Raw genomic sequence first — 24,674 nt, 5'->3', positions numbered from 1 at the left:
ACGGTCAGCCTACGTCGCACCCCGGACGTTCCCGACGGGTCAACCGGCGGCGGGCGGCGAGATCTCGCCCTGCCCGTCGAGCCGGGCGCCGGCCTTCGGGAAGTCGGCGCGGCTCAACTCGGTGACCAGACCGAGGCCCCGCTTGTTCGGGTCCATCGTCGGCTTGCCGGCGTCGTTCATGTACGTCGAGGTGAACGAGCCGCCGGCCCAGCTGCCGTCCGGCTTCAGCGACACCTTCAACACCCCGCCCCAGCCGAGGCGACCGTCGTTGTTCAGCGAGTTGCCGCCGCCGGCGAAGTTGCCCAGGCTGTACGCGATCAGGCGTCCCTGGTAGAACTCCATCCCGCGCAGCACGTGCGGCCCGTGCCCGACGATCAGGTCGGCACCCGCGTCGATCATGGCGTGGGAGAACTTGACCGGGTCGCCCCGGTTCTCGCCCAGGAACATCTCGGTGCCCGGCTTCACCCGGGTCTTCTCCGCACCCTCACCACCCATGTGCACCTGCACCACGACCAGGTCGGCCATGGTGGCGGCCTTGGCGACCACCGTCTTCGCCTTGGCGATGTCGACCAGGCTGTTCGACCAGACGTACGACGAGAAGCCGGCAACCGCGACCTTCACGCCCTTGACGTCGACCACGGTGATCTGGTTCGGAGCGCCGGTGTGCTTCAGGTCGTACTTCTCCAGCGCCTTCTGGGTGTTCTCGTAGCCCTTCGGCCCGTAGTCGTACCCGTGGTTGTTGGCCTGGTTGAGCAGGTCGAAGCCGGCGTCGCGCAGGTGTGCCGCGTACTCCGGCGGCGCACGGAACTGGAAGCAGCGGGTGGAGTTGGCCCCGCACTTGCCGGTGCCGGTGTCCACCGTCAACGGCTCTTCCAGGTTGCCCATCACCAGGTCGGCCTTGAGCGCCTCGGTGACCGAGGTGAAGAAGCCCTTCCCACCGGCGGCGGGCAGGCGGCTCGGCGCGTTGCCCATGATGATGTCGCCGGTGGCGGAGAGCGAGATCGCGGCGTCCGCACCGGAGGCCGCCGGCTCGGTCGCACCCGGTTCGGCCGTGGCCACCGGAGCACCGGTGCCACCGCCGCCGGCACCGGGCTGCCAGACGGGAGCCTCGCCGCCCGCGTCGGAACAGCCGGCGACGAGCAGGGCGGCCAGCAGCGCGGCGAGGCCGAGGGCGACGCGGCGACGCGGGCGGGACGCGAGGGGGGCGGGAGCGTACATCGTCCGCGACCCTACCGGGCCGTAAACGCGCCGACGACAGCCGATCGGTCGAATCTTCAGCCGGTGAGCTGCTCTGACCAGGGCACAACCGCCCGGGAACCCCCGGCGAGCACCGCCGCGTGCACCGCGCGAGCCAGCGGGGCACCCCAACGGGAGCGCGGCCCCCCGTACGCGGCCTCCGGCCCGTCCACCGGGCAGAGCACGGTGACCGCGTCGGTCGGGGTGCCGGTTCCGGGCAGACCCAACGCGCTGATCGCCTGGGTTTTCGCCTCGGTCGCCGTGGCCACCGCGTTGACCAGTGCCGAGTCGGCGAGCCGACCCGGCACGTACACCACGATGTTGACCGTGCCGACCCGCTGGACGAGCCCGGCCGGCGTCGGCGCGGCCGCGAGCACCGGCGTGCCGAGCCCCACCGTCGCCCAGGCCCGCACCCCGGTGTCGGTCCGCGCCACCACCTCGCCGACGTGCACCCCGGTCAGCAGGCCGACCCCGGGCCCGTCGAGGGCGAGGTCGGCGGCGAGGGCCGCCAGGTGCGCGGCGGGGTCACCGCGGTCGTACGACATGGGTACGGTCGCGTTCAGCACCCAGCGCCGGACCCCTATGCCACCGCCCAGCGGGCCGCTGCTGACGGCCCGCAGGGGCACGTCCGCGCGCCAGACGAGCAGCGGAATGTCCCGCCCGTCCTCGGCACGGCTGGTCAGAGTCGGGTCGCTCAGCACGTCGGGCAGGTTACGCCCACCGATCACGATTCCAGGGGCGACCTCTGATTCATGCTCATGTGCGCCTAGACTTGGCGGCGCGCGAGGGGATCAGCGGACGGCGACCCCGGCCGACGGACGGCCCGCACAACCGGAGGTGCGCGATGGACGAGGTACTGGCCCGCAGCGGGATCTTCCAGGGTGTCGACCCGGAAGCTGCCGAGGCGCTCGCCAAGGAGATGGAGACGATCGAGGTCCGCAAGGGCGAGATCGTCTTCAACGAGGGCGAGCCCGGCGACAGCCTCTATATCCTGCTGTCCGGGAAGATCAAGGTTGGTCGCCGCGCAGCGGACGGCCGGCAGAACCTGATCGCGGTGATGGGGCCGTCGGACATGGTGGGTGAGCTGTCGCTCTTCGACCCTGGTCCGCGTACGGCGACCGCCACCGCGGTGACCGACACCCGGTTGGTGCGACTGCGCAAGCAGGCGCTGCGCCCGTGGCTGAACAACCGCCCGGAGATCGCCGAGCAGTTGCTCCGGGTGCTCGCCCGGCGGCTGCGTCGGACCAACGACTCGCTCGCCGACCTGATCTTCACGGACGTGCCGGGTCGGGTCGCCAAGAACCTGCTGCAGATGGCGGGACGGTTCGGCACCCGCGACGGCGGCGTCCTGCGGGTGACCCACGACCTCACCCAGGAGGAGATCGCCCAGCTCGTCGGTGCCTCCCGGGAGACGGTCAACAAGGCCCTGGCCGACTTCGCCTCGCGCGGATGGCTTCGGCTGGACGGCAAGAGCATCATCATCCTGGACCCGGAGCGCCTGGCCCGTCGCGCCCGCGTCTGAGCCGTACGGCCCGTCCCCGTCTCCCGTCACCGACGGTAGGCGGGGACGTTTCGTCTGCCCGGCGCAGAAACACTGGTCGGGGCCGGCCGGAGCGGTGAGGGTGGGGCCATGGTGAACAGGGTTGCTGTGCTCTCCGACATCCATGGCGTACTCCCCGCGTTGGAGGCCGTGCTGGCCGAGCCGGACGTCGCCGCCGCCGACCTGATCGTGCTGACCGGCGACATCGCGGCCGGCCCACAGCCGGTCGAAGTGCTGGACGTGCTCGCCGACCTGGGTGAACGGGTCTGCTGGGTGGGCGGCAACGCCGACCGTGAGCTGGTCGAGGCGCGAGCCGGGAAACCCGCGTCGATCGAGGTGTCGAACTGGGCGGCCGGGCAGCTCCGCGACGACCAGGTGGCCCGTCTCGCGACCCTGCCGGCGACGGCGACGTTCGCGATCGACGGTCTCGGGCCAACGTTGTTCTGTCACGCCACCCCTCGGGACGACGAGGAGGTCGTGCTCGTCGACTCCCGGATGTCGCGCTGGGCCGAGGTGTTCGCCGGTCTACCGGCCGAGGTCACGACGGTGGTCTGCGGCCACACGCACATGCCCTTCACCCGACTGGTGGACCGACGCCTGGTGGTCAACCCGGGCAGCATCGGCATGCCGTACGGGGGCGCGGGCGCGTGGTGGGCACTCCTCGGGCCGGGCGTCGAACTACGCCGTACCGCCTTCGACGTGGACGTGGCGTGCGCCCGGGTGGCGGCGGAGTCGACCTTCCCCGACGCCGCGACCTGGGCCGACGAGTACCTGCGCTCCCAGCACAGCGACGCCGACGCGCTGGCCGTCTTCGGCCCCCGCGACGGCCGCTGACGCGCCGGCAGCCTTCGACCCCCGAGCCCTCCGAGACACTGACGCAACAGTTGGAACCTGGGGCTGCGTGCCTTTGGAGCTGAATCGTTTGCGACATCGACGCCAGTGACCCGCGGACGTGACCGGAAGCGACCAACAGATCCGACCCACAGGTCCGCCAGCAACGCCGACTGGCGGATGACTCGTCTGTGTTATCAGCTCCAAAGGCGGCCAGCACACCGCGACCACCCCATCCTGAGCCCCACTGCCGCACCGCCGACCGCTGCGCCGCAGCGCCGCAGCGCCGCAGCGAGCTCGACGGCACGACACCGAGGCCAGAAAAAGTCAGTCTTGACTGTTTGTTTATCAGAACGCAGGCTGTTCGCGTGCCTCCCACATCGACGCGAGTCCCTCAGCAGGAACGCAGCCGCGCCACCCAGGCCCGACTGCTCGAGGCGACCGTCGACTGCCTGATCGAGCACGGCTGGTCCGGCACCACGACGACAGTCGTCGCCGCCCGGGCCGGTGTCTCGCGCGGGGCCCAGTTGCACCACTACCCGACGAAGGCCGCCCTGGTGACGGCCGCCGTCGCCCATCTCGCCGAGCGGCGGGCCGCCGAGTTGCGCACCGAGGCCGAGGCGTTGCCGGCCGGCCCGCAGCGCCTCGACCGGGTGATCGACCTGCTCGGCGTGGCGTTCACCGGGCCGCTGTTCGTGGCCGCTCTCGAACTGTGGGTCGCCGCCCGCACCGACCGGGAGCTTCGGGACGCCCTGGTGCCGCTGGAAGCGACAGTCGGCCGGGAGATGCACCGACTCACCGTTGCCCTGCTCGGCGTCGACGAGCGTCGACCCGGCGTCCGCGAAGCGGTGCAGGCCACCCTCGACCTGCTGCGCGGGCTCGGGGTGGCCAACCTGCTCAACGACGACTCCGCCCGTCGTGCTGCCCTGTTGGCCACCTGGAAACGCCAACTCGCCACCCTGCTCACGCCCTGACCGCCGGCCGCACCGGCCCACCACCGACCGGAGGCACCATGGTCGACCTCACCGACCTGCTCGCGGATCTGGCCGCCGAGTCCGCCCAACTGGACGCCCTGGTGGCTCCACTGCCGGCGGCCGACTGGGCCCGGCCCACTCCGGCGCCCGGCTGGAGCATCGGGCACCAGATCGCCCACCTCGCCTGGACCGACCACGTGGCGCTGCTGGCCGCCACCGATCCCGAGGCGTTCTACGCGACGGTGACCACCGCACCGGACGCGACCCGGCTCGTCGACGCGGGTGCCGAGGAATTCCTCGCCCCGCCGGTGGAACTGCTCCACCGCTGGCGGGCCGGCCGGTCGGCGCTGGCCGACGCGCTGGACGCCGTCCCGGCCGGCGAGAAGCTGCCCTGGTACGGCACCCGGATGTCGGCCACCTCGATGGCCACCGCCCGGCTCATGGAGACCTGGGCACACGGTGAGGACGTGGCGAACACCCTCGGCGTCGGCCGCCCCGACAGCGAGCGGCTGCGGCACGTCGCGCACCTCGGTGTGCGTACCCTCGGGCACGGCTTCGCCGCCCACGGCCGGGCGGCGCCGACGACGCCGGTCCGGGTCGAGCTGGTCGGGCCCGGCGACGACACGTGGAGTTGGGGCCCGGCGGACGCCGCCGACCGGGTGACCGGCCCGGCTCGGGACTTCTGCCTGCTGGTCACCCAGCGCCGCCACCGCGCGGACCTCGCCCTGGTCGCCACCGGCCCGGTGGCCGACGAGTGGCTCGACGTGGCGCAGGCTTTCGCCGGGCCGCCGGGTGTCGGCCGTGAGCCGGCTGGCGGAGACGGGGTACGAGCGTGATCCGCGTCGGCAACGCCTCCGGCTTCTACGGCGACCGGTTCACCGCCTGGCGGGAGATGCTCGACGGCGGTGAACTGGACGTGCTGACCGGTGACTACCTGGCCGAGTTGACCATGCTGATCCTCGCCCGGGACCGACTGCGCGACCCCGACCTGGGCTACGCGAAGACGTTCCTTCGTCAACTGGAGACCTGTCTCGGCACGGCCCTGGAGCGTGGGGTGCGGATCGTGACCAACGCCGGGGGGTTGAACCCCGCCGGTCTGGCCACCGCCATCGACTCCCTCGCCGCCCGGCTGGGCCTGCCCGCCAAGGTGGGGTACGTCGAGGGCGACACGATCCAACGGACGGACGCGTTGAGCGCCAACGCCTACCTGGGCGCGTTCGGGATCGCCGCCTGCCTCGACGGCGGCGCGGACGTGGTGGTCACCGGCCGGGTCACCGACGCGTCGCTGGTGGTCGGCCCGGCCATCGCCCGGTACGGGTGGAGCCGCGACGATCTCGACCAGTTGGCCGGGGCGACCGTCGCGGGGCACCTCGTCGAGTGCGGCGCACAGGTCACCGGAGGAAACTTCAGCTTCTTCACCGAACTGCCCGACGGCGGGCACCGGCCCGGTTTCCCGATCGCCGAGGTGCACGCCGACGGTTCGGCAGTGCTCACCAAGCATCCCGGCACCGGTGGCGCGGTCACCGTGGAGACGGTCACCGCGCAACTGCTCTACGAGGTCGGTGGGCCGGCGTACCTGGGGCCGGACGTGGTCACCCGACTGGACACGGTGACGCTGAGCCCGGACGGACCAGATCGGGTCCGGGTCTCCGGCGTCCGGGGCACCCCGCCACCGGCCACGCTGAAGGTGGGCGTCAACAACCTCGGTGGCTTCCGCAACTCGATGACGTTCGTCCTCTGCGGACTGGACATCGAGGCGAAGGCGGCGCTGGTGCGCGGGCAGGTCGAGGAGGCGGTGGGCAAGGACGGGCTGGAGTTCACGCTGGCCCGCACCGACCACCCGGATGCCGCCGACACCGAGGCGGCCAGCGCGCTGCTGCACGTACACCTACGGCACGGTGACAAGACACGAGCCGGCCGGGCCTTCTCGGCCGCCGCGGTGGAGCTGGCCCTCGCCTCGTACCCGGGCTGCACGCTGACGACCCTGCCCGGCGACGCGACACCGTACGGCGTCTTCACCGCCGACGAGGTGCCGCAGGACGCCGTGGCCCAGGTCGCGGTGCTGCCCGGTGGTGAGCGGGTGCCGATTGCCCCGCCGACCAGCACCGCACCCACGCCGGAGGACGAGACGACCCCGGGCGGGAACGTGGCGGTCGGCGGTCCGACCCGGCGGGGCGCGCTCGGCGAACTGGTCGGCGCGCGCTCCGGGGACAAGGGCGGAGATGCCAACCTCGGCGTCTGGGCGCGCAACGACGCCGCGTACGCATGGCTGCGGGACTGGTTGACCGTCGCGCGCCTGGCCGAGCTGCTGCCGGAGACCGCGCCGCTGCCGGTGCGGCGCTACGAGTTGCCGAACCTGCGCGCGGTCAACTTCGTCATCGAGGGCCTGCTCGGTGCGGGGGTGGCCGCGTCCACCCGGTTCGACCCGCAGGCCAAGGCGCTCGGTGAGCTGCTGCGCGCCCGGCTCGTCGACCTACCCGCCGACGTGCCGACCGGGCCGACCGGGGCTACCGGGGTGACCCGATGAGCATCGTGGACACTCCGGAGCGGCGGCAACTGCGGGAGCTGACCCGCGCCTTCGTGACCCGTGAGGTCTTGCCGCACCTGGACGACTGGGAGCGGGCCGGCGAGGTGCCCCGGGCGCTGCACGCCACCGCCGCGAAGATCGGCCTGCTCGGCATCGGCTTCCCCGAGTCGGTCGGCGGCAGCGGCGGTGACCTGCTCGACTCGATCATCGTGACCGAGGAGCTGATCCGCTCGGGTGGCTCGTCCGGGCTGGTGGCGGCCCTGTTCACGCACGGCATCGCGTTGCCGCACATGGTGGCGGCGGCCGGCGCTCGCACCGGTGGCTCGCTGGGCGGCACACTCGGCGGCACGTCGTCCCCGAGTGACGAGGGGCTGATCGAGCGGTACGTCCGGCCCACCCTCGCCGGCACGATGATCGGCGCGCTGGCGATCACCGAACCGGACGGCGGCTCCGACGTGGCCGGCATCCGCACCACGGCTCGTCGGGACGGCGACCACTACGTGGTGAACGGGTCGAAGACGTACATCACCAGTGGGCACCGGGCCGACTTCGTGACCACTGCGGTCTGCACCGACTTCCCCGGCAGCGGCGCGCTCACCCTGCTGGTCGTCGACAAGGGGCTGCCCGGGTTCACCGTGGGACGCCGGTTGGAGAAGCTGGGCTGGCACTGCTCGGACACGGCCGAGCTGTCGTTCGTCGACGTGCGGGTGCCGGTGGCCAACCGGATCGGCGCGGAGGACACCGGCTTCCTGGCGATCATGCAGAACTTCGCCGCGGAACGGCTCTCGCTGGCCACCCAGGCGTACGCGACCGCGCAGCGCTGCGTCGAGCTGGCCGTGCGGTGGTGCCGGGACCGGGAGACCTTCGGTCGTCCGCTGGCCAGCCGACAGTTGATCCGGCACCGGCTGGCGGAGATGCACACCCGGGCCGAGGCGGCCCGGTCGTACGTGCACGAGGTGGCCGACCGGGTCGCCGCCGGCGAGCCGGTGGTGACCGAGGTGGCGATGGCGAAGAACGTGGCGGTGGCCGCCTGCGACCACGTCGTCGACCAGGCGTTGCAACTGCACGGCGGCTTCGGCTACCTGCGCGACGCGGAGGTGGAGCGGCACTACCGCGACGCGCGGATCCTCGGCATCGGCGGCGGCACCACCGAGATCATGAACGAGATCATCGCGAAGGGCATGGGCCTGTGAGCACTCTGGACAGCGCGATCGACCCGACGTCACCCGGGTACGCGGCGAACCGGGCGGCTCTGCTGGAACGGTTGGCGGAGCTGGATGCCGCCCTGGACCAGGCTCGGGCCGGTGGGGGCGAGAAGTACGTGTCCCGGCACCACGCGCGCGGCAAGTTGCTGCCTCGGGAGCGCATCGAGCTGCTGGTGGACGCGGACAGCCCGTTCCTGGAGTTGTCGCCGGTCGCCGCGTTCGGCACGGACTTCCCGGTCGGGGCCAGTGTGGTCACCGGGATCGGGGTGGTCGAGGGGGTGGAGTGCCTGATCGTCGCGAACGACCCGACGGTACGCGGCGGTGCGGTCAACCCGTGGTCCCTCGCCAAGACCCGGCGGGCCGGTGAGATCGCGCTGGCCAACCGGCTGCCGATGGTCAACCTGGTCGAGTCGGCCGGGGCGGACCTGCCCACCCAGGCGGAGATCTTCATCCCGGGTGGCCGGGTGTTCCGTGACCTGACCCGGCTCTCGGCGGCGGGCATCCCCACGGTCAGCGTGGTCTTCGGCAACGCCACGGCCGGTGGCGCGTACGTGCCGGGGATGTCCGACCACGTGATCATGATTCGGGACCGGTCGCAGGTCTACCTGGCCGGGCCGCCGCTGGTGAAGATGGCGACCGGCGAGGTCACCGACGACGAGTCGTTGGGTGGGGCGGAGATGCACGCCGGCACGTCCGGACTGGCCGACTATCTGGCGGAGGACGAGCGCGACGGCATCCGGCTGGCCCGGCAGTGCGTACGCCGGTTGAACTGGCGCAAGCAGGGCCCGTTGCCGCGTTCGGCGGTGCCGCAGCCACCGAAGTACGACCCGGAGGAGCTGCTCGGCATCACCAGCGCCGACCTGAAGGTGCCGTTCGACCCGCGTGAGGTGCTGGCCCGGATCCTCGACGGCAGCGACTTCGACGAGTTCAAACCGGCGTACGGGAACGCCTTGGTCACCGGCTGGGGCGAGCTGCACGGCTATCCGGTGGGCGTGCTGGCCAACGCCCGTGGGGTGCTGTTCAGCGAGGAGGCGCAGAAGGCGGCCCAGTTCATCCAGCTCGCGAATGCCGCCGACACCCCGCTGATCTTCCTGCAGAACACCACCGGCTACATGGTCGGCACCGAGTACGAGCAGCGCGGCATCATCAAGCACGGCGCTTTGATGATCAATGCGGTGTCCAACTCGACGGTGCCCCACCTGACGGTGAACCTGGGCGCCTCGTACGGGGCTGGCAACTACGGCATGTGTGGCCGCGCGTACGAGCCGAGGTTCCTGTTCACCTGGCCGAACGCGAAGTCGGCGGTGATGGGACCGGCGCAGCTCGCCGGGGTGCTCTCCATCGTGGCCCGGCAGGCGGCGGCTGCGCGGGGGCGCGACTACGACGAGGAGTCCGACGCGGCGATGCGGATGATGGTCGAGCAGCAGATCGAGTCGCAGTCGGGCGCGTTGTTCCTGTCCGGCCGGCTCTACGACGACGGGGTGATCGACCCTCGGGACACCCGGACCGTCCTCGGGCTCTGCCTCTCGGCGATCCACAGCGGGCCCGTCAAGGGTGCCGACGGCTACGGCATCTTCCGGATGTGAGGGGTCAACCGATGATCGAACGTTTGCTCGTGGCCAACCGGGGAGAGATCGCGCGTCGGGTCTTCGCGACCTGCCGTGCACTGGGCGTGGAGACGGTCGCCGTGCACTCGGACGCGGACGCGGCGGCGCCGTTCGTCCGGGAGGCCGACCAGGCGGTCCGGCTGCCCGGGAACACTCCGGCCGAGACGTACCTGCGGGTCGACCTGCTCCTGGACGCGGCCCGGCGCACCGGCGCGGACGCGGTCCATCCCGGTTACGGCTTCCTCGCCGAGAACGCCGAGTTCGCGGCGGCGGTGACCGACGCCGGGCTGACCTGGGTCGGCCCACCCGCCAAGGTGATCGCCGCGATGGGTGACAAGTTGGCGGCGAAGGCGTTGCTGGCCGACGCGGGTGTGCCGATGCTGCCGAGTTGGACCGACACCGACGCGGTCACCGAGTTCCCGGTGCTGGTGAAGGCGTCCGCCGGTGGCGGCGGCCGGGGCATGCGGATCGTCCGGAACGCCGGGGACCTGGCCGAGGCCGTGGCGTCCGCGCGCCGCGAGGCGGCTGCGGCGTTCGGCGACGGCACGGTCTTCATCGAGCGGTACGTCGAACGCGGCCGGCACGTCGAGGTGCAGATCTTCGGCGACACCCACGGTACGGTCGCGGCTCTCGGTGTCCGGGAGTGCTCGATCCAACGCCGGCACCAGAAGATCATCGAGGAGGCGCCCGGGGTCATCGGCGCGGAGCTGCGGGAGCGGCTGCACGAGGCGGCGGTGGCGGCCGGGCGCGCGGTGGACTACGTGAGCGCCGGGACGGTGGAGTTCCTGCTGGCACCGACCGGGGAGTTCTTCTTCCTGGAGATGAACACCCGCCTCCAGGTGGAGCACCCCGTCACCGAGCTGGTCACCCCGGTCGGGCTGGACCTCGTCCGGCTGCAGCTGCTGGTGGCCGAGGGCGACCCGCTGCCCGAGCACGGCTACTACCCCGCCGCGCGTGGCTGCGCGATCGAGGTGCGACTGTGCGCCGAGGATCCGGCACAGGGCTGGCGGCCCGCCACGGGCACCCTGCACCGCTTCGACGTGCCGGGGGTGGACCGCGAGTTCGGCTGGCTCCAGCGGTCCGGTCTGCGGCTGGACTCCGGGGTGGTGGCGGGCTCGGAGGTGGGCGTGCACTACGACTCGCTGCTCGCCAAGGTGATCGCCGTGGCGCCGACCCGGTCCGAGGCGGTCCGTGCACTCGCGGGCGCGCTGGCCCGGGCCGAGGTGCACGGGGTGGCGACCAACCGCGATCTGCTGGTCCGGGTGCTCCGCAGTCCGGAGTTCGCGGCGGCCGAGATCGACACCGGCTTTCTGGACCGGCACCCCGAGGTCTTCGCGCCGCTGCTCGCCGCCGACCAGCTTCCGGTCACCGCCCTCGCCGCCGCACTGGCGGCCGCGGCGCACCGGCGGTCGACCGCACCTGTGCTCGGCGGGCTGCCGTCTGGGTGGCGCAACGTGCCGGCCGTCCCGCAGGTCACCCGGTTCGGCCTGCCGGAGGGTGAGATCGAGGTCCGCTACCGGCTGGACCGCACGGGCCGACTCGCCGAGTGGTCCGCCGAGTACGACACCGACGAGCGCGACGCCGCCAGCCAACCCGGTGCCACCGACGACCGCGCCGAGCGGCCCGCCGTCGAGCTGGTCGAGGCGACGCCGGATCGGGTGGTGCTCGACGTCGACGGGGTTCGGCGCGCGTACCGCGTACACCGGGTGGGGTCGGCGGTCTTCGTGGACGGCCCGGACGGCGCGGCGAGCCTGACCGAGCTGCCACGGCTCCCGCTGCCCGTCGCGGAGGTGCCGGCCGGGTCGCTGCTTGCGCCGCTCCCCGGCGCGGTGACCCGGGTACACGTCCAGGTCGGCCAGCGGGTCGCGGCGGGCGATCCGCTGCTCACGCTGGAAGCGATGAAGCTGGAACATCCCGTGCTCGCCCCGACCGACGGCGTGGTCGCCGAGTTGCCGGTGCCGGCCGGTGGTCAGGTGCGCACCGGCGCCGTGCTGGCCGTCATCGACAACTGAAGAGGAGGACCCCCGATGACCTTCGATCTCACCCCCGAGCAGGACCAGCTACGGGACGCCGTGCGGGCGTTGGGCCGTCGCTACGGCCATGGTTACTTCGTCGAGAAAGCGAAGGCCGGCGAGCACACCACCGAACTCTGGGCCGAGGCCGGCCGGCTCGGCTACCTGGGGGTCAACATCCCGACCGAGTACGGCGGTGGCGGTGGCGGCATCACCGACCTGGCCATCGTCTGCGAGGAGTTGGCGGCGGCCGGCTGCCCGCTGCTGCTGCTGGTCGTCTCACCCGCCATCGCGGCCACCGTGCTCAACCGGCACGGCACCGAGGAGCAGCGCAAGCGGCACCTGCCGGGCCTCGCCGACGGGTCCCAGAAGATCGTCTTCGCGATCACCGAGCCGGAGGCCGGCTCCAACTTCCACCGGCTCGGCACGGTGGCGCGCCGCGACGGCGACGGCTGGCTGCTGAACGGCCGCAAGTGCTACATCTCCGGGGTCGACGAGGCCGGGCACGTGCTGGTGGTGGCCCGTACCGAGGATTCCTCCACCGGCAAGTTGAAGCCGGCGCTGTTCCTGGTGCCGACCGACGCGGCCGGGTTGACCCGGTCCAAGCTGGACATGGAGATCGTGTCCCCGGAGAACCAGTTCCTGCTCTACCTGGACGACGTGCGCGTGCCCGCCGACGCGTTGGTCGGCGAGTCGCTGGACGCCGGGCTCCCGGCGCTCTTCGCCGGGCTCAACCCGGAGCGGATCACCGTGGCCGCGATGGGGGCCGGCACCGGCCGGTACGCCATCGAGCGGGCCAGCGAGTACACCGCCACCCGCACGGTGTGGGGTGGCCGGAGCATCGGCTCCCACCAGGGCGTCTCGCATCCGCTGGCACACGCGGCGGTGCAGGTGGAGCTGGCCCGCCTCATGATCCAGAAGGCGGCCACCCTGTACGACGCCGGCCGCGACCTGGAGGCCGGGGTGGCCGGCAACATGGCCAAGTACGCGGCCGGGGAGGCCGCCGCGCTCGCCGTGGACACCGCCGTCCAGGTGCTCGGCGGGGCCGGCATGACCACCGAGTACGGGGTGGCCACGTTGCTCGGCGCGGTGCGGGCGGGCCGGATCGCCCCGGTCAGCCGAGAGATGATCCTCAACTTCGTCGCCCAGCACGTCCTGGGCCAGGACAAGTCGTACTGAGCCCGCCGACGGGCGGGCCGAGCCGGCCCGCCCGGCCGTTGATCGACTCGGTTTCCTGGGTTCCGGGGTGTCCGAGAGGGGCCAGTGACACCCCGATTTCCAGGAAGCCGAGTCGATCAGCCGCTCGGCCGCGTGACGCGCGGCCTCCTCACGCGCCTTGTGTGCCCGAGCGCTCCCGCTGGTGCAGGATCGCCACGGCCACCGCGAAGAGCAGCGCGGGCGCCAGCACCAGGGTCAGCCACTGCGCCAGGGTGAGCGCATCGAGGACACCGTCGTGGGTGGAACGCTCCAGGAACGTCCCCGTGGTGCCGAGCCCCACCCGGGTGAGCACCAACGTGACGCCCACCGGAACCACAAGCGCGAGCAGGCGTCGCCGCAACACCGCCGGCGTCGACAGGATGACAAGGGCGAAGAGCAGGTATCCCGCAGTCAGCAGGATCGCCTCGATCCGGCCGACGCCGACGGTGAAGATCCACGTGCCGTAAACGGGAGTCGTCGAGTCATCAGCACCAGTCACCTGGGCGATGCTCGGAGCACCGACGCTGACCAGCGTCGCCGCCGCCAGCGTGCCGAGCCGCCAGCGCGCGAGGGAAGCCGTGGCGGAACGGGGAGCACGGACGGCGAGCATCAGCGGAACCATCGCGGCGAGCACGGCGGGCCAGAGATTGCGCACCGTGGAATATTGCCCGTAATCCTCGGCGACCCGCACCACCTCGAACGCCGCGCAACAGACGGCGATCGCGGCTGCTGCTCGGCCCCACCCGAACACGGCCGACACCGCCACGGTGAGCCACAGCAGCGCCACGAGACCGACCGGCCAGAGGACGAACTTCTCTCCTAACCCCTCGGGATAGCTGTCCGCGAACATGGCGAGGTGCAGCATCGGAACGCGCGCATCCCGCACGAACAACATCAACGCGGCGATCAGGCCGAGCGCCTGTGCCGCCTCCCGCCACGCATCGCCCGAGAATCGAGCACCAGCCTGGCGGACATGCGCGTGCAACGCCCCGCCGAGCAGGGCGAGCACGTCTCGCGCGGCCGGCCTGCGCTGGCCCGGGGCCGCGTCGTCCAGCAGCACGCCGATCATCTCGTCCTCGTACTGCCGCCGGTAGGCGCGGGGATAACAGGCGATCAGCCGCCGGTAGGTGTGGTCCAAACTCACGCCGCACCGCCGTCGAAAATGAGACCGGCCCGGCGCAGTCGCACGCTCGCCGCCTCGGCGTTGCTGCGCAGCCGCGCCGACTCCTCGGCCAGGCGTTGCGCCCCCGCGGCGGTGAGTCGGTAGTACCGGCGCAACCTGGACTGCACCTGCTCCTCGCGCTCGATGTCGACGAGACCCTCGGTCCGCAGCCGGTCCAGGGCTGCGTAGAGGGTGCCGGCGCGCAGGTCAACGCGCCCGTCGGAGATTCGGCGGACCTCGTCGAGGAGCGCGTACCCGTGCCGTGGGGCCTCGACGAGCGCGGTAAGGATCAGATAGGTGGACTCATGCATAGAAGCCTTCGCCATTACCGAAGCATATACCGCGTGACTGCATATACGGTGAGACTTCCGCCGTGAAATCCGGTGGCGGCGATCAAGCTGGGGTACGGCAGGTGGCGTCGATGCGGTGGACCGGGCGGACCCGCCGGCCCATGCCCTCCAACAGGGAGTCCTCGACGTGGAAGTCGTGGATGCGTAACTGGTGCCGGGGCAACTCCTCCTCGCTCGGGCAGAGCACCTGCGCGCGGACCAGGTCGACCGGGACGTACCGGACCCCGCCCTGCTCCTGCAGGATCACCATGTTGACGTCGTCCGTGGTGACCACGTGCCCACGTACGTCCTCGGTCGGCCCGCTCTCCGGGCCCACAGTGGTGACGGTCAGCGGCAACACCGGCGTGCTGATCACCGGCACCGCGGCCCAGACCAGCGTGGCCAGCACCGCCACCTCGGTCACCGACGCCAGGGGCCGGATCACCACACCCGGCAGGGGCCCGGCGATGAACAGAGCCAGCAGCGGAGGCACCACGATGAGCGCCAGCGCCAGCCCCTCACCGCCCTGCTCCACCGCCGCACGCAGCGTGGGCAGCATCAGCCAGCCGTACCCGGCCAGTAGCGCGACGATGATCAGCAGCCGTGGCACCACCCGCTCGTGCAGGCGCGCGGGGCGGAGTTGGAACGCGGCCGCGAACGCCGGCAACAGCAGCGGAAGGTAGAGCAGCGGCCAGGTGATCAGGGCGAGCAGGAAGCTGGCCAGCACCACCCAGGCCGGGGTGATGTCGGCCCAACGGGCGAAGAGCGGACGGCGACGGGTGCCCGGCGGTAGCTGGTCGGCACTGACGGCCAGCACCGCGCCGAGCGCGAACACGGCGACCATGCCGGTCGAGAGCAGCCGGGCCGCAGTGGTCAGGAAACCGGCGAGCAGGTTGACCGGCCCGACGTTCGCGACCAGCAACAGCGTGGTCTGGAGTTCTCCGCCGGCCTCCACACCGAGCCGGAGCACCGAGAAGATCGCCGGTACGCCGACCACCGCCGTCCAGAACGACTGGCTGGCGCGGGCGCGGCGCTCGGCCGGGTCCCATCGGACCCGTCCAGGCTCGACGTCGGCGACGACCGGCTCGACGGGTTCGGCGACCGGCACACCAGCCGGCCAACCGACGGCGTCCACCCCACCAGCCGCAGGCTCCGTCCCGTCGGTGGTCGGCGCGGTGGCGTCGTCGCCCGGCACGGATCTGCGAGGCGGCGGGACCGGGCCGTCGCCGCCGGCGGCGGTGGTCGCCGCGCTCACTTCGCGGGTGCCTTGTCGTCGAAGTCGACGAGCTTCGGCACCTCCAGCGGTTGCGGCTGACGCTTCTCGGCCGCCAGCCACGGACCGAGAGTGCGGTTGTACGCGGTCTGCCATGGGCTTGCCTGCTCGTCGCGCCCCTGCTGGTAGCTCTTCTGCAGGAAGAACGCGACCAGGTCGCGCAGTGCCGGGTCGCCGATCGGCACACCGATGCCCAACAACTCGCTGGTGCCGAAGGGCAGGTCTACGATCTCGAACTCCTTCGGGTGGCGGGCCAGGAAGCCGGCGAGGATCGTCTCGTCGGAGCTGACCGCGTCGTAGCGGCCGGCACGGATGCCGTTGACGCAGTCGCCGACGGTCTTCACGACCAACGCCTTGACCTGGTGGCTTCCCAGCTCGGCCTCGGAGGTGGAGCCGCCGCTGGTGCAGATCTTGTAGTCCGGGTTACGGAGGTCCTCGATGGTGCTGATCTTGCCCTTCAGTCGGGCCGGCACCATCACCTCCTGGGTGGTGACGAAGTACGGCCCGGCGAAGCTCACCACCTTCTTGCGCTCCTCGGTGATGGAGAAGCTGGACACCACGAGGTCCACGGTGCCGCCCTGCAGCGCGGGGATCCGCTCCTCGGTGGCCACCGGCACGAACTCCAGCCGCTGGTCCCCCTCGTAGCCGAGGGAGGCGGCGATGTACTTGGCGATCTCGACGTCGAAACCGGCGTGCTCGCCGTTGCGCAGCTCGCCCATCAACGGCTCGTTCGTGGCGACACCGATGCGTAGCTTCGACTGGCCGTAGATGTGCGTCTCGCGCATCTTCTCCTGCACCGAGCGCAGGTCGGGCTCCTGCCGACTGTCGCAACCTGCGGCGGCGGCCAGGGCGAGGGTGAGGGCGACGGCCAGCGTCGACGCGATCGAGCGGAGCCGGGACTGCGACCTGCCTGAGTTCATGGGCGACCTCGCTGCCGGAAGAGCCTGCGGGACACCGAGAGTAGCGGCTCTTGTCCACTGCGTGTGGACGTCGGCGGCCACGTCGGGCCGGTCCGCCGATCGATGTCGATCGGCGCGGCGGTCGGCTCTGCGGTTGACAGCCGGCCTCGTCACGACATGCTGGACGGGTGAGCCGATTGCCCAGACCCGATGCGCGGACGGTGGCGGTGCTCGCGGCGCTGGGAGCCCTCGCGCCGCTGGTCATGCTTGTCGTCTGGCGCCGACAGGATCTTCTCGGCGTAGCCTTGGCACTACTCTGCGTCCTGCTGACCATGGTGGCCGGGGTCGCCGTCTCCGCCGCCCGGCAGGGCGACGCCCCGGAGCCCGCGGACCGTCCGGCGACCGTCGGGCCGCCCGAGCTGATGCCCTACGGGATCGACGCGGACACCCTCGACGCCCTCGACAGCCGGGATGCGTTGCGTGCGGTGCGTGACCGACGACGCGGGACGAACGGGCTCAGCGGCGGCCGGTGAGGGTGGGCGCGGCGAGCGCGTCCACCCCCCGCCCGGCCAGACACCGGTACGCCCGGTCGATGCTGCCGTCGACCGGGGGTAGCACCTCCAGGTGCCAGCCGCTCGGCTCGGCGATCCCGGTGGTCAACCGGAACGTCGTCGCGCTGCACACCTGCCGCACCTGGGCAGCGGCGATCACCTCGTCGTAGTCCGCGCCGACCAGCGACACCGGCAGGATGCCCTCGGCGTACGTCTCCCAGGTGTGCCGGCCGGCGCAGGGCAGCCGGGCCGCCTCCGCGCGGCTGCCGCGGATCCGCACCGGGCCGAAGCACTCCAGTTCGGGCAGGCAGCGGGCGCCCTCGGGCAGGGCGGTCGGCGCGCCGGTGCCGGTCGCGCAGCCGGGCAGCGGGCCGGTCGCCGGTGCGGCGACCTGGGTGACCGACGGGTTCGGGGTGGGCGTCGGCGTCCGGTCGGCGACCCAGGCTCCGGCGGTCGCAGAGGCGGCGAGCGCGAGCACGCCCGCGCCGCCGAGGAACCAGCGCCGCCAGCGGCGGCCGCCGGGAACCGCCTGTTGGGTGTCCTCGATGGCCGGGCGGGGCACCGGGGGGCTGACCGGGTAGGAGCCGGAGAGGGCCGCGCCCCCGCCGACCGGGGCGCCGCTGACGGGTGTCGACGGTGGCCCGAGGGGCAGGTTGGCGAGGAGGTCGTGCAGCTCCAGGGCGGAGGGACGCTCGGCGGGGTCGTTCGCCATGCCGAGGCGCAGGACCTCGATCAGCTCGTCCGGCACGCCGGGTAGGGAGGGGAGCGGCTGGTTGAACATCTCCAGCACGGTCACCAGGCTGGGGTTGCGCTCGGACTGCCAGCGCGGCGGTCGGCCGTGCATCACCGCGTAGAGGGTGGCGCAGAGCGCGTACACGTCCACGGCCGGTGACGGCGGGCTGTGGCTGAACATCTCCGGTGGCGCGTACGCCGGGGTGAGCACCTCCAGCGTGACCGAGGCGTCGCGGTGCTCGGCGAGCACGGCCAGCCCGAAGTCCGCGAGCACGGCCGAGTTGAAGTGCGAGTAGAGGATGTTGGCCGGCTTGACGTCGCGGTGCAGCACCCCGGCCGCGTGCGAGTGCGCCAGCGCGTCGGCGATCTTCATGCCGAGGTCACGGGCCTCCACCGGGCCCAGCGGCGAGGTGCGCATCCGTTCGGCGTACGAGCCGTCGCAGAGTTCCATGATCAGGTAGGGATGCTGGTCGACGGTGACCCCGACGTCGAAGAGGTCCACCACGTGCGGGTGCGACGACATCCGGCCGGCCGCCCGCGCCTCGCGCAGGAAGCGGGCCTGATCCCGCTCGCTGTCCAGCGTCCGGTTCTCCACCTTGACGGCGACCTCGCGGCCCACCGAGATCTGGGTGGCCTGGTAGACGGTCGCGTAGCCACCCCGGGCAAATACCCGCAAATCAGTCAGACCGGGCACGATCGGAACCGGCAAGCCGCCGCTCGGGGTGTCCGTCACCGCTCGAAAATACCCAACCCGGCCGGTGGCTCAGCGCACCGCGTCCGCCGGAGCGGCTCCGGCTGGACCGGTACCCTCCTCGGCGGCCGCAGCCGCCGCAGCGCCCTCGGACGTGTCGACGTCGCCGGCCGGCGCGCCCCGGCGAGCGTCCAGGCGCAGGCCGACGGCGGTGGCCACGGCCCCCAACCCTTCCCAGGCCGCCACGCCGAAGAACCGGTCGGGAGCGATGTCGGCCAGCACCGCGATGGTGAAGACGGTGAACGTGACCAGCCGGAAGACCACGGTGAACCGGTAGAACGCCCGCCACTCGGTGACCGTGGCCAGCAGGTAGTAGACGCCCATGTTGAACGCCGCCATCGAGGACGCCAGCAGGAACGTGCCGGTGTGATCACCGACGGCACGGGTCTCCGGCACCTCGAACCCGAGCATGCGCAGCTGCGCCTCCGGCCAGAGCAGCCCGACCGTGCCCATCACCAGCGCCAACACTCCGAAGACCGCGATGGTCCAGCCCGCGATGGAACGCGGCAGCTTCATGAAGGGCCTCCCCAGGCACGGCGATGGTCACCACTGTGGACCAGCACACGGTGGTGACACGCTAGCGGCTCCCCCCGACCACCACATCCCCAAAACCGGCAGAAACCCTGCCCCCTCTCGCACCCGACCCCGTCGAGTTGATCAAGAGGTTTCGGTCACCGGAGGGCCGCTTCCTGACGCAAACCTCTTGATCACCTGGGTCAGGGGGAGGATCAGGGGGGACGGGGTCAGGGCGTGGGGGTCAGGCGGGCCCGGAGGGCATCGGCGGCGGCGCGTTCGCTGCGCTGCTCGGTCGCGTACGCCAGGCGGACCGCCTCTTCCGCGCAGGACAGCGCCTCCGCCGGCTGGCCACAGGCAGCCAGCGCCTCGGCCAGCACACTGGCCGCGATCACCTGACTGCGTACGTCCTCGGCCGGCGCGGTGACCGCCCGCCGGGCCCAGTCCAACGCCTGCTCCCGCTGACCGTGGGCGAGCAGCGCCGACGCGTACTGGGCCATCGTCTGGCGGCGGGAGAAGAGCAGCGAGGGCCGGTTCGCGGCGGCCGTGGCCACCGGGGCGAGCAGCCCGACCGCGGTCGCCGAGTCGCCGGCGGCCAGGCGCGCCGTCGCCAGCAACACCCGAGGCGCCACCTGCGCCGGAGCCTGCGGATTGTGCGGCTCCACGGTGGTCAGCACCGCCCGGGCCATCCGCTCGGCGGTCTCGCAGTCGCCCAGGTCCAAGGCCACGAAACCGCGCAACGTGCCGGCCATCCCGGTGAGCAGCGGGTGCGAGGTGCGCTCGGCGTACGCCAGTGCGTCGGTGAGCAGGTCCGCCGCGTGCTCCGGCTCGCCCAGCCCTCGCGCCACCACCGCGCGGACCACCAGCGCGAACCCGCGCCCCCAGTCGTCGGAGGCGGCGGCGAACTCCCGGTACGCCCGCCGGGCCTCCCGGTCCGCCTCGGCCAGGTCGCCCAGCTCGGCGGTGGCGAACGCGGCCACCGCGCGCAGCGTGCCCACCGCCCACGCCTCGCCGACCCGCTCACCGAAGGGCAGGAACACCTGTGCCATCCGACACGCCTCGCGCAGCCGGCCGGCGAGCAGTCGGGCGAACGCCGTGGTGCCCCGCAGCCAGGCCTGCCCGTACGGGTCCTTCAGCTCGGCGAAGAGCCGGGCGGCCCGGCCGAGCACGGCGTCGGTGCCGGCGAAGTCACCCCGGGTGGTGGTGACCCAGGCCAGGTTCTGTAGGGACCAGGCCTGCCCGCGCCGGTCCTGCGCGCCGAGGCTGACCTGGTACGCGGCAGCCAACCGGCTGCTCGCCTGACTCAGCCGCCCCGCCACGAAGTCGGCCATGCCGAGTCGGCGCATCGCGGTGGCGCGCTGGACGGGCAGGTCGGCCGCCGTGGCCACCTGCAACGCCTCCTGCCAGGCGGTCATCGCCCGGCCCTGATCACCGAGGGTCTCCTGGGCCTGCCCAGCGAGGAGCAGGGCACCGACCCGGGTGGCCTCGTCCCCCGCGTTCGCGGCGATCTTCTCGGCGTACGCCAGCGCGTCGACGACCCGGCCGACCTGGAGCAGGGCCCGGGCGTGCACCACCCGGTCGGCCGCCGGCACTCCGTCGCGGGCAAGCTCGGTGGCGCGTTCGGCGTACTCGACGGCCAGCAGCGGCTCACCGACGGACAGCGACCGACGGGCGGCCCGGCCGAGCGCGGCGACGCCGAGTGGTACCACCGCGCGGGCCGGCGCGTCCGGGCGCAGCTTCACCGCGTCGGCGAGCGTGGCGGCCCGTTCGACGTGCGTCGCCACGAAGTCGTCGCGGGCCTCGTCGGTGAACCCGCCCGGCGCGGCGGGGGCGGCCTCGTCCGCCGGCGCCGCCCAGCGGGCCAGCGCGGCGTGCCGCTCGGCCAGCTCCGCCTTGCTCACCCCGGCGTACGCGGCCTCCCGCATCAGCGGGGTCGCGAACGAGTACCCGGTCCGGGAGCGGTGCAGCATCCGCCGTTGCAGCAGCTCCTCGACGGCCCGGTCGAGTTCCACGGCGACCACGGCGGACGGCCGGCCATCGCGGCCGGCGCGCTGCTCGCGCATCGCCTCCAACGCCCCGTTCGGCACCGTGTCACCGATCACCGCGGCGTCCCGCAGCACCGACCGGGCGTCCGGTGGCAGCGCGTCGATCCGGGCGGCGAGGACGGCGGCGAGGTCCCGGGAGAGCAGCCGGCTGCCCAGCGAACCGGGCACCAGCCGCCAGCCGGCCGACGGGCTCTGGTCGCGCTCGCCGGTGCCGGCCCGCTCCGACGGTGCGCGGACGCCCCGCGCGGACTCCGTGGTGAGCGCGCCCCGCTCGATCAGCAGGGTGACCAACTCGGCCAGGTAGAAGGGGTTTCCCTGCGCGGTGGCGAGCAGCCGGTCCGTGTCGGCCTGCGGCAACCTGCCGCCACCGAGATAGCTCGTGAGCAACCGCGCCGCGTCCGCGCCGCGCAGTGGCGGCAGCGAGTGCACCTCGGCGTCCGCGACCCGGGTCAGCGCCCCGGCGGTACGCACCAACTCCGGCCGACCGAGCAGCAGCACCAGCACCGGGCCGGTGAGCCTGGACAGGGTCAGCCCGAGGGCGCTGATCGTCTCGGCGGTGGCGTCGTGCAGGTCGTCCACCACGATCACCAGCGGCGCTTCCGAGGCGAGGCCGCTGAGCAGGTCGGCGACCGCGTTCGGCACCGCCTCCGCGTCCGCGGCCGGGACGCCCGACCCACCCCACTCGCCGGTGTCGGTGCCGGTGTGCGCGGGGAGTTCGCCGTAGCCGAGCAGGGCGAGCAGTTGTTCGGTGGCGATCGGCGCGGTCTCACCGCCGGAGCGGGCGAGCCGCTGCCCGAGCCGCCGCAGCCTCTCCTCCACCGCCGGTCGGGTCAGTGCGGTGGCCGCGTCGCCGGGCAGGCCGACGGCGGCACGAACCAGGTCGGCCAGGGGCGCGAGCCGGCGTCGCTCACCGAACGCCGCGCACCGCACCGAGAGCACCCGGGCGCCCGTGTGCGCCGCGTACCGGCCGGCGCCGACGTCGTACCCGGCGGCGAGGCGCTCGACCTCCGCGGCGAACCGGGACTTGCCGATGCCCGCCTCGGCGGTCATCAGCAGCACCCGCGGGTCACCCTGGTCGATCACCTCGGCGAGCCGGCCGGCGACCCGGCCGATCTCCGTCTCCCGGCCGACGTACGGCGCCTCGTCGCCGAGCCCCGACCGGGTGCCCGGCGCGTCCAGGAGACCCAGCAACTCGTACGCCTCGACCGGCTCCCGCTTGCCCTTGAGCCGCAGCGGACGCAGTGCCCGCCAGGACGACACGTGCCGGGTCGCGGCGGCGGTGCGCCCTCCGGCGTACACCGCGCCGACCGCGGCGGCGTCGGCCAGCCGGGCGGCGGTGTTCACCGTGTCGCCGATGACCGTGTATTCGATCGCCGCCTGGATGCCCGCGATGACGTCGCCGGTGTTCAACCCGACCCGCAGCCCGAGCGGCGCGCCGCCGCCGCGCTCGTCGTCGAGCACCCGCCGGACGGCCCGCTGCATGGACAGGGCGGCCCGGACCGCGCGTTCGGCGTCGTCCTCGTGCGCCACCGGTGCGCCGAAGACCGCCATGATCCCGTCGCCGGTCAGCTTGTCGACGTGCCCGCCGAACGTCTTCACCGCGCCGGCGAGCGCGGCGAGCACCCGGTCGGTGACCGCGCCGACGCGTTCCGGGTCGAGGTCCTCCGACCAGGAAGTGAACTCGGAGAGGTCACCGAAGAGCACGGTGACCACCCGGCGCTCGGCCGCCGGCAACGTGGCGGCGGCCGGCAGCGCGGCACCGCAGTTGTGGCAGAACCGCGCGCCGGGAACGGCAACGGTTCCACACACGGGGCAGGTCACATGTGCTCCAACCCACTGACCCCGGGCGCGGATTCCCCAGGGTCGACACCCAGATGTTCGAGCTGGGCACGGACCGACCACTCGGCCGCCCACCAGAGCGAGCGGTCCACGTCCGCGTAGACCGCCGCCACCACGTCGGCGGGCGTGCGGGCGCCGGCTGCGACCGCTGCCCGGACCTGGTCGAGCCGGGCCCGGCGGTGCGCGAGGTAGAAGTCGGCGGCGGCGGCGCAGTCGGCCAACGCCGGGCCGTGCCCGGGCAGGGCCGGGATTCCCCGGTACGCGGACAGCAGCTCCAGACTGGCCAGGTAGTCGCCGAGGTGCCCGTCCGGGTGGGCGACCACGGTGGTGCCCCGGCCGAGGATGGTGTCCCCGGTGAGCACCGCCCGCTCCTCGCCGTGCTCGACCAGGAAACAGACCGAGTCGGCGGTGTGCCCTGGTGTGCCCAGCAGACGGATCTCCAGGCCGAAGCCGCCGAGCTGCTCACCCGGCTCGGTCAGCGGCTCACCGCCGATGGTGTGCGCCGGGTCGGCGGCGAGGACGTGCACACCGCCGAGCAGTTCGCTCAGCTGGGCGGCACCCTCGGTATGGTCGGGGTGGCCGTGCGTGATCAGGATCAGCCCGACGGGCCCGTGCTCGGCGATGCGGGTCAGGTGCCCCTCGTCCGCCGGCCCCGGGTCGACCACGACGGCCTGCTCGGCCGACGGGGCGCGCAGCACCCAGGTGTTGGTGCCGTCGAGGGTCATCGGCCCGGGGTTCGGCGCGCGCAGCAGCGTCACCCAGGTCGGCAGCTCGTCGGCGGGCGCCGTCGCCGGCGCCGTCACGTGCCCGCTCATGGCTGCGATCGTACGACCCCGCTCGCCACACCCCACGATCTTGCCCCGCGAACCGGAAGGAAGGGCCCCTTATTAACGCCTGATGTATAGGAAGGGGCCCTTCCTTCCGACGCGTCGCGGGGCGACGCCGAAGCGTCAGGCGACCTCGACGATCAGTTCGACCTCCACCGGGGCGTCGAGGGGCAGTTCGGCCACTCCGACGGCGCTGCGGGCGTGGCGGCCAGCCTCACCGAAGACGGTGCCGAAGAGGTCGGAGGCACCGTTGATCACTGCGGGCTGGCCGGTGAACCCGGGCGCGGAGGCCACGAAACCGGTCACCTTGACCACCTTGACCACGTTCTCCAGGCCGACCAGTGAGTCGACCGCGGCCAGCGCGTTGAGCGCGCAGCGCTGGGCCAGATCCTTGGCCTGCTCGGCGGAGATCCCGGCGCCGACCTTGCCGGTCGCGAGCAGTTTGCCCTCGGCGATCGGCAACTGGCCGGAGACGTACACGTGCTGGCCGGACTGGACGGCCGGCACGTAGCTGGCCACCGGCGGCACGACCTCGGGCAGTTCGAACCCCAGCTCGGCAAGCTTCGCGTGCGGACCGTTGCTCACCGCATCACCCCGGGAATCCGCTGCGCCGCACTGCCCGCG

At 72.7% G+C, this 24,674-nt stretch carries 21 protein-coding genes; 10 read left to right on the top strand and 11 right to left on the bottom strand.

Annotation, left to right across the window (positions count from 1 at the left end):
* Window positions 1–39: 39 nt before the first annotated feature.
* Window positions 40–1,218, bottom strand: a complete 1,179-nt coding sequence (locus ABGB10_RS17990; RefSeq protein WP_347661995.1) for a CapA family protein — start codon at window positions 1,216–1,218, stop codon at window positions 40–42.
* A 56-nt stretch (window positions 1,219–1,274) separates the two neighbouring features.
* Window positions 1,275–1,937, bottom strand: a complete 663-nt coding sequence (locus ABGB10_RS17985) for an adenosylcobinamide amidohydrolase (RefSeq protein WP_347661994.1) — start codon at window positions 1,935–1,937, stop codon at window positions 1,275–1,277.
* Window positions 1,938–2,080: 143 nt separating this feature from the next.
* Here ABGB10_RS17985 and ABGB10_RS17980 point away from each other — a divergent pair, with 143 nt between their 5' ends.
* From ABGB10_RS17980 to ABGB10_RS17940, 9 genes are all read left to right on the top strand, one after another.
* Window positions 2,081–2,758 (top strand): Crp/Fnr family transcriptional regulator, encoded by a 678-nt coding sequence (locus ABGB10_RS17980; RefSeq protein WP_007466162.1) that lies wholly within the window; start codon window positions 2,081–2,083, stop codon window positions 2,756–2,758.
* 108 nt (window positions 2,759–2,866) lie between these two features.
* Entirely contained in the window at window positions 2,867–3,610 is a 744-nt protein-coding gene (locus ABGB10_RS17975) for a metallophosphoesterase family protein (protein ID WP_347661993.1), read from the top strand.
* Between the two features lie 365 nt (window positions 3,611–3,975).
* On the top strand, window positions 3,976–4,581 hold the full coding sequence (locus tag ABGB10_RS17970; protein ID WP_347661992.1) for a TetR/AcrR family transcriptional regulator: 606 nt from the start codon (window positions 3,976–3,978) through the stop codon (window positions 4,579–4,581).
* A gap of 38 nt (window positions 4,582–4,619) precedes the next feature.
* Entirely contained in the window at window positions 4,620–5,417 is a 798-nt protein-coding gene (locus tag ABGB10_RS17965; protein ID WP_347661991.1) for a TIGR03084 family metal-binding protein, read from the top strand.
* Window positions 5,414–7,108, top strand: a complete 1,695-nt coding sequence (locus ABGB10_RS17960) for an acyclic terpene utilization AtuA family protein (RefSeq protein ID WP_347661990.1) — start codon at window positions 5,414–5,416, stop codon at window positions 7,106–7,108. Before ABGB10_RS17965 ends, ABGB10_RS17960 begins: the two co-directional genes overlap by 4 nt.
* Complete coding sequence (locus ABGB10_RS17955; protein WP_347661989.1) at window positions 7,105–8,301, top strand: acyl-CoA dehydrogenase family protein; 1,197 nt, start codon at window positions 7,105–7,107, stop codon at window positions 8,299–8,301. Before ABGB10_RS17960 ends, ABGB10_RS17955 begins: the two co-directional genes overlap by 4 nt.
* Entirely contained in the window at window positions 8,298–9,899 is a 1,602-nt protein-coding gene (locus ABGB10_RS17950) for a carboxyl transferase domain-containing protein (protein WP_347661988.1), read from the top strand. Before ABGB10_RS17955 ends, ABGB10_RS17950 begins: the two co-directional genes overlap by 4 nt.
* 11 nt (window positions 9,900–9,910) lie before the next feature.
* Window positions 9,911–11,932, top strand: a complete 2,022-nt coding sequence (locus ABGB10_RS17945) for a biotin carboxylase N-terminal domain-containing protein (RefSeq protein ID WP_347661987.1) — start codon at window positions 9,911–9,913, stop codon at window positions 11,930–11,932.
* 15 nt (window positions 11,933–11,947) lie between these two features.
* Window positions 11,948–13,111, top strand: coding sequence for an acyl-CoA dehydrogenase (locus ABGB10_RS17940; protein ID WP_347661986.1), 1,164 nt, complete (start codon window positions 11,948–11,950; stop codon window positions 13,109–13,111).
* 148 nt (window positions 13,112–13,259) lie between these two features.
* Here ABGB10_RS17940 and ABGB10_RS17935 read toward each other — a convergent pair whose 3' ends face one another.
* From ABGB10_RS17935 to ABGB10_RS17920, 4 genes are all read right to left on the bottom strand, one after another.
* On the bottom strand, window positions 13,260–14,198 hold the full coding sequence (locus ABGB10_RS17935) for a hypothetical protein (RefSeq protein ID WP_347661985.1): 939 nt from the start codon (window positions 14,196–14,198) through the stop codon (window positions 13,260–13,262).
* A gap of 71 nt (window positions 14,199–14,269) precedes the next feature.
* The gene (locus ABGB10_RS17930) at window positions 14,270–14,617 is read right to left on the bottom strand and encodes a PadR family transcriptional regulator (RefSeq protein ID WP_347661984.1); all 348 of its coding nucleotides are present in this window, start codon (window positions 14,615–14,617) and stop codon (window positions 14,270–14,272) included.
* A gap of 67 nt (window positions 14,618–14,684) precedes the next feature.
* The gene (locus ABGB10_RS17925) at window positions 14,685–15,875 is read right to left on the bottom strand and encodes a hypothetical protein (protein WP_347661983.1); all 1,191 of its coding nucleotides are present in this window, start codon (window positions 15,873–15,875) and stop codon (window positions 14,685–14,687) included.
* Window positions 15,872–16,813 carry a transporter substrate-binding domain-containing protein gene (locus ABGB10_RS17920; protein WP_347661982.1) on the bottom strand — a complete coding sequence of 314 codons (942 nt, stop codon included), beginning with the start codon at window positions 16,811–16,813 and terminating at the stop codon, window positions 15,872–15,874. The genes ABGB10_RS17925 and ABGB10_RS17920 overlap by 4 nt, the downstream gene beginning before the upstream one ends.
* A 167-nt stretch (window positions 16,814–16,980) precedes the next feature.
* Here ABGB10_RS17920 and ABGB10_RS17915 point away from each other — a divergent pair, with 167 nt between their 5' ends.
* Window positions 16,981–17,325, top strand: a complete 345-nt coding sequence (locus ABGB10_RS17915; protein WP_347661981.1) for a hypothetical protein — start codon at window positions 16,981–16,983, stop codon at window positions 17,323–17,325.
* Here the strand turns inward: ABGB10_RS17915 and ABGB10_RS17910 are convergent.
* The 5 genes from ABGB10_RS17910 to ABGB10_RS17890 all read right to left on the bottom strand — a co-directional run bounded on the left by ABGB10_RS17910 (window position 17,309) and on the right by ABGB10_RS17890 (window position 24,635).
* A complete protein-coding gene (locus ABGB10_RS17910; RefSeq protein WP_347661980.1) occupies window positions 17,309–18,808 on the bottom strand; it encodes a serine/threonine-protein kinase in 1,500 nt (499 codons plus the stop codon). The genes ABGB10_RS17915 and ABGB10_RS17910 overlap by 17 nt on opposite strands.
* A gap of 30 nt (window positions 18,809–18,838) precedes the next feature.
* Window positions 18,839–19,342: a hypothetical protein gene (locus ABGB10_RS17905; RefSeq protein WP_347661979.1), complete on the bottom strand. Its 504-nt coding sequence runs from the start codon at window positions 19,340–19,342 to the stop codon at window positions 18,839–18,841.
* A 227-nt stretch (window positions 19,343–19,569) separates the two neighbouring features.
* A complete protein-coding gene (locus ABGB10_RS17900; RefSeq protein WP_347661978.1) occupies window positions 19,570–23,205 on the bottom strand; it encodes an adenylate/guanylate cyclase domain-containing protein in 3,636 nt (1,211 codons plus the stop codon).
* Complete coding sequence (locus ABGB10_RS17895; protein WP_347661977.1) at window positions 23,202–24,038, bottom strand: MBL fold metallo-hydrolase; 837 nt, start codon at window positions 24,036–24,038, stop codon at window positions 23,202–23,204. Before ABGB10_RS17895 ends, ABGB10_RS17900 begins: the two co-directional genes overlap by 4 nt.
* Before the next feature lie 135 nt (window positions 24,039–24,173).
* Window positions 24,174–24,635 (bottom strand): RidA family protein, encoded by a 462-nt coding sequence (locus tag ABGB10_RS17890; protein ID WP_347661976.1) that lies wholly within the window; start codon window positions 24,633–24,635, stop codon window positions 24,174–24,176.
* Between the last annotated feature and the right edge of the window lie 39 nt (window positions 24,636–24,674).

The organism is Micromonospora sp. B9E7 (genome assembly GCF_039871815.1).
Classification (GTDB): domain Bacteria; phylum Actinomycetota; class Actinomycetes; order Mycobacteriales; family Micromonosporaceae; genus Micromonospora.
The sequence above is the reverse complement of the archived record's forward strand: the minus strand, read 5'-3'. Positions and strand labels throughout refer to the sequence as shown.

Excerpts from the sequence above, each read along its gene's own strand:
- ABGB10_RS17920 (WP_347661982.1), bottom strand. The coding sequence starts at position 16,813 with ATGAACTCAGGCAGGTCGCAGTCCCGGCTCCGCTCGATCGCGTCGACG.
- ABGB10_RS17980 (WP_007466162.1), top strand. The coding sequence starts at position 2,081 with ATGGACGAGGTACTGGCCCGCAGCGGGATCTTCCAGGGTGTCGACCCG.
- ABGB10_RS17955 (WP_347661989.1), top strand. The coding sequence starts at position 7,105 with ATGAGCATCGTGGACACTCCGGAGCGGCGGCAACTGCGGGAGCTGACC.
- ABGB10_RS17895 (WP_347661977.1), bottom strand. The coding sequence starts at position 24,038 with ATGAGCGGGCACGTGACGGCGCCGGCGACGGCGCCCGCCGACGAGCTG.
- ABGB10_RS17905 (WP_347661979.1), bottom strand. The coding sequence starts at position 19,342 with ATGAAGCTGCCGCGTTCCATCGCGGGCTGGACCATCGCGGTCTTCGGA.
- ABGB10_RS17990 (WP_347661995.1), bottom strand. The coding sequence starts at position 1,218 with ATGTACGCTCCCGCCCCCCTCGCGTCCCGCCCGCGTCGCCGCGTCGCC.
- ABGB10_RS17940 (WP_347661986.1), top strand. The coding sequence starts at position 11,948 with ATGACCTTCGATCTCACCCCCGAGCAGGACCAGCTACGGGACGCCGTG.
- ABGB10_RS17945 (WP_347661987.1), top strand. The coding sequence starts at position 9,911 with ATGATCGAACGTTTGCTCGTGGCCAACCGGGGAGAGATCGCGCGTCGG.
- ABGB10_RS17975 (WP_347661993.1), top strand. The coding sequence starts at position 2,867 with ATGGTGAACAGGGTTGCTGTGCTCTCCGACATCCATGGCGTACTCCCC.
- ABGB10_RS17935 (WP_347661985.1), bottom strand. The coding sequence starts at position 14,198 with ATGATCGGCGTGCTGCTGGACGACGCGGCCCCGGGCCAGCGCAGGCCG.
- ABGB10_RS17965 (WP_347661991.1), top strand. The coding sequence starts at position 4,620 with ATGGTCGACCTCACCGACCTGCTCGCGGATCTGGCCGCCGAGTCCGCC.
- ABGB10_RS17930 (WP_347661984.1), bottom strand. The coding sequence starts at position 14,617 with ATGGCGAAGGCTTCTATGCATGAGTCCACCTATCTGATCCTTACCGCG.